The 4,243-nt window shown below is 63.6% G+C and carries 6 protein-coding genes; all 6 read right to left on the bottom strand.

The genetic code is table 11. From position 1 onward, the window contains the following. Nucleotides 1-154, bottom strand: a 154-nt coding sequence (locus EN749_RS31820; RefSeq protein WP_128364644.1) for a DUF1028 domain-containing protein, incomplete at its 3' end; no start/stop codon positions are given. 5 nt (nt 155-159) lie between these two features. Beyond that, nucleotides 160-576 carry a RidA family protein gene (locus EN749_RS31825; RefSeq protein WP_128288760.1) on the bottom strand — a complete coding sequence of 139 codons (417 nt, stop codon included), beginning with the start codon at nt 574-576 and terminating at the stop codon, nt 160-162. Between the two features lie 41 nt (nt 577-617). Next, nucleotides 618-1,892 carry an NAD(P)/FAD-dependent oxidoreductase gene (locus tag EN749_RS31830; protein WP_128364645.1) on the bottom strand — a complete coding sequence of 425 codons (1,275 nt, stop codon included), beginning with the start codon at nt 1,890-1,892 and terminating at the stop codon, nt 618-620. A 204-nt stretch (nt 1,893-2,096) separates the two neighbouring features. Beyond that, a complete protein-coding gene (locus EN749_RS31835) occupies nt 2,097-2,798 on the bottom strand; it encodes an ABC transporter ATP-binding protein (protein WP_128364646.1) in 702 nt (233 codons plus the stop codon). Further along, nucleotides 2,791-3,576 carry an ABC transporter ATP-binding protein gene (locus EN749_RS31840; RefSeq protein ID WP_245491539.1) on the bottom strand — a complete coding sequence of 262 codons (786 nt, stop codon included), beginning with the start codon at nt 3,574-3,576 and terminating at the stop codon, nt 2,791-2,793. The genes EN749_RS31835 and EN749_RS31840 overlap by 8 nt, the downstream gene beginning before the upstream one ends. Further along, on the bottom strand, nt 3,573-4,243 hold a 671-nt coding region (locus tag EN749_RS31845), incomplete at its 5' end, for a branched-chain amino acid ABC transporter permease (protein ID WP_145991081.1). The genes EN749_RS31845 and EN749_RS31840, both read right to left, overlap by 4 nt.

Here is a 4,243-nt window from a genome sequence, read left to right on the forward strand (position 1 = left end):
GTCCCAGCGTAGGATCGGTGACGTTCTGGCTGGCAATGGCGCCGGCGCCCGCCTGCGCATAGGCGCAGCGCGCCGCCACAGCAGGCGACGAGGAGGACACCGCGACCCCGAACATGCCGGTGCGGCTGCACCGCGCGACGATGGAGAATGTCATGACTTTTAATCCGGGATAACTGCGGTGCCGTCGATCTCGACCAGCCAGTCCGGCCGCGCCAGGGCCTGCACGACAAGGCCGGTCGAGACGGGATGCACGCCTTTGATATACTCGCCCATGGTGCGGTAGACCGCCTCGCGATGGCGGACATCGGTAATGTAGACCACCACCTTGACCAAATGCTCCATGGTGCCGCCGCACTCCTCGATCAGCTGGCGGATGTTCTGCATGACCTTGTGCGTCTGTTCGACCGGATCATGGCTTTCGATATTCTTGGCCGTGTCGAGGTCCTGCGGGCATTGGCCGCGCAGATAGACGGTCCTGCCGCCCCGCGTAACGACCGCCTGGCACAGATCATTGTCGAGCTTCTGCTCGGGATAGGTGTCCTTGGTGTTGAACTTGCGAATTCTTGTATGGGCCATCTTGGTCTCCGTCAGTCGGCTCGAGGTCGGGACGTCCGTTTCTATGCCACTTTGGTCTCGCGCTTTGCGGACGCATGGTAGGCCAGGTACTTGCGCTGCGTGGAGATATGGTCCGCCACATGCTGGGCGTCGTGCCAGACGCCCCAGATGAAGCTCGACCCCCGCCGCGATTGCCACGGCAGTCCCAGGAAATAGATTCCCGGCTCGGTCGACACGCCGCGCTGGTGCTTCGGCTTGCCCTTTTCGTCAAACACATCGACCTTCAGCCAGTTGTAATAGACGGTGAATCCCGTTGCCCAGATGATCGAACCTATCCCGGCTTCCGCCAGGTTCAGCTCGAGAATGGGATCAGTCATGCATTGCGGGTCCGGTCCGATCTCGCGGGCCGCGGGCTCCTCGGGAAGGTCGAGGCCGTTGCGAGCGACATAGGCGTCGGCCTCGTCCAGCACCGACATGTAGTTCGCATCGCCGCGCGCGATATTTTTAGCCAAGTCCGACGCGAAGGTCAGAACCCCGTCCTTGTAGGATTCAGTCCGGCCAACCAGCATTATCCCTTGCGCGGCAAGACGCCGGAAGTCGATCGTCTGGCCGCCGCGCGCACCGCTGACCGCGATAGTGACATGTTCGGTGCCCGGCGCCGGCGCCTGGGCGTCCCACTTGCCTAAAACCCCCAGCCACCAGCAGAAGTCACGCTCGCGATACGCCCGCGGCGGCCGATCATGCGGCCCGACCGAGAGGTAGACGCGCCGTCCCGCGCGCTGGAGTTCGTCGGCGATCTGCACCCCCGAGGACCCGGAGCCGACCACCAGCACCGCACCTTCGGGCAACTGGCCCGGATTGCGATAGGCGCTGGAATGGATCTGCATCGCTCCGGCATCCCCGGGGACAACCGCCGGAATGACCGGATGCTGGAAAGCCCCGGTAGCGGCAACCACGCTCCTGGCCTCGATCACGCCATCCGAGGTTTCGACCCGGAAGCCGGGACGGCCGACAAGCCTTTCCACGCTCCTGACCTCCACGCCGCAGCGAATGGGGGCAGCGATCATGCCGGCGTAAGCGACAAAATAGTCGGCGACCTTCTCCTTGCCGACAAAGGCGTCGGGACCGGCGTCCGGAAATTCCATGCCGGGAAAACGATCATGCCAGGCGGGACCATTGGCAACCAGCGAGTCCCATCTTTCGGTACGCCAGCGTTCGGCGATGCGGCTCCGCTCGAGCACGAGATGCGGCACCCCGCACTTGCTCAGATGCTCGCTCATGGCCAGCCCCGCCTGGCCGCCGCCAACAACAAGCGTGTCTACCGTTTCGACTGGCATTTCAGCGGCCCTTTCTGGCTCTCCCCGGGAGTGTCTGCGGATGTGGCGGAGATCTGATCGTTTGGTTTACTGGAGGCACCGGGCAGCGAAAATTATGATTTCATGTGGCAGTGGTTAGCTTGTCCCTAAATGCCGGGAAGCATGGCCGAAGATGTGGAGCGCGGGGCGTGGATCATCACTGTTGAGTCAGAAGAAACGGACGGCTCAGAGATAAAGGCTTCTGGCCGCCTTGGACGAGAGCAACTCCTTTGCCGGCCCCTCCTGGGCGACCTTACCCTTGACCAGCACATAGCCGCGATCGGCGATGCCCAGCCCCATTTCGGCATTCTGTTCGATCAACAGGATGGTCGTGCCTTGGCGATGGATCTCCCTTGTGATCTCGAAATACTCGCCGATGAGTTTTGGCGAGAGACCGAGCGACGGCTCGTCCATGATCACCAGTCTGGGTTCGCCGATCAGCGCGCGCGCCAGCGCCACCATCGCCTGTTCGCCGCCGGACAGCGTGCCGGCGACTTGGCGCAAACGCTCATGGATGCGCGGAAACAGCTTGCACATCTTGTCCAGTTGCACCCTGAAATTGGGTCCCCTGCCCGACACCGCATCATAGCCCAGACGCAAATTCTCCATCACGGTCAGGCCGGGGAACAGCCGGCGCCCTTCGGGAACGAGCCCGACGCCGAGCGACGCCAGGTTTTCCGTGCCGAGCGTCGCCATGTCCCTGCCCATCACCTCGACCTTGCCGCGCTGCGCCCGCACGACGCCGCAGACGGTCATGAAGGTTGTCGTCTTGCCGGCGCCGTTCGGCCCCAGCAGGCAGACCAGTTCGCCGGGGCGCACGCTCATCGCCACGCCGCGCAGCATCGGCACCGCGCCATAGGAAGTATCGACACCCCTGAGTTCAAGCATGGGCGACCGCCTTCCCGAGATAGGCTTCCTGGACGCGCGGGTCGGCGCGCACCGCCGCGAAGTCGCCTTCGGCGATCTTGCTGCCATAGTCGATGCAGGTGACATGCTGCGGGAACGCTTCGACCACCCGCATGTCGTGCTCGATCAGGACCACCGACAGAGCAGGGTTTTGTACGCGCAGCCGCGTGATGTCGGCCACCAGCGCGTCGGTTTCCGTGTCGTCCATGCCGACCGAAGGTTCGTCGAGCAGCAAGAGCTTGGGCTGCGATGCGAGCGCTCGGGCAATTTCCAGCCGCCGCCTGTCGGCTTGGGCCAGTGTACCCGCTGGCCGGTAGCGTTGTTCGAACAGGTCGCCGGAGCCGAGCTTGAGCAGGGTTTCGGCCTTTTCCACACAAGCCGCCATCTCGCGGCGCGATGCGCCAGGCCTAAACAGCGCGGTCAGCACGCCGGTCCTGGTGCGGGTGTGCATGCCGATGATCACATTGTCGAGGACGCTGAGGTCGGAGAACAGTCGCGACGACTGGAATGTGCGGGCGATGCCGCGGTCGACAACTTCGTAGGACGGGCGGCCGGTGATCTCGACGCCGTCGAACGTCACCCGGCCGGAGGTCGGCCGGTAGACGCCGGTCACGACATTGAACAGCGTCGACTTGCCGGCGCCGTTCGGGCCGATGACGGCGAGCACCGCGCCCTTGTCGATCGACAGGCTGACATCGTTGAGCGCGACCAGGCCGCCGAAGCGCATCGTCAAATTCTCGACCTTGAGAAGCGCGCTCACAGTCCGCCTCCGTAGCGCCGCATACGTTGCGGGAACAGACCTTGCGGCCGGATCATCAGGAAGCCGATGATGACGACGCCGAAGAACAGCAGGCGGTAGTCGGCGAACGCGCGCAATTTCTCCGGCAGGATGGTCAGCAGGAACGCACCGACGATGACACCGAAAATATTGTCCATGCCGCCGACGATGACCATGGTCATGATGGTGACGGAGACCAGGAAGGTGAAATTGTCGGGAGAAATGTAGGAGACGTAGAAGGCGTAGATCGTGCCGGCGAAGGCGGCGAGAAAGGCGTCGACGGCGAAGGCCAGCACTTTGAACCACGCCACATTGATGCCTTGCGCCTTGGCGGCGATCTCGTCGGCGCGCAGCGCGTTCCAGGCCAGACCGATGCGCGAGCCGTGCAGCCGATGGGCGGTGACGATGGCGACGACGACCAGTGCGGCCGACAGATAATAGAAATTCGCCTGGCTCGGCAGCTTCCAGCCGAAGATCACCAGCGGATCGGCAAAGGAATGGCCGAACAGGCTGGGCGCCGGAATGCCGACCAGTCCGTTGGGTCCGCCGGTCCAGCTGAAATTGTTCAGCAATTGCTGGACCACGACGCCGAAGGCGATGGTGACGAGCGCGAGATAAGTGTCGCGCGTGCGCATCGACGGGATGCCGA

The sequence above is a fragment of the Mesorhizobium sp. M7A.F.Ca.ET.027.02.1.1 genome (assembly GCF_004022985.1).
GTDB lineage: Bacteria > Pseudomonadota > Alphaproteobacteria > Rhizobiales > Rhizobiaceae > Mesorhizobium.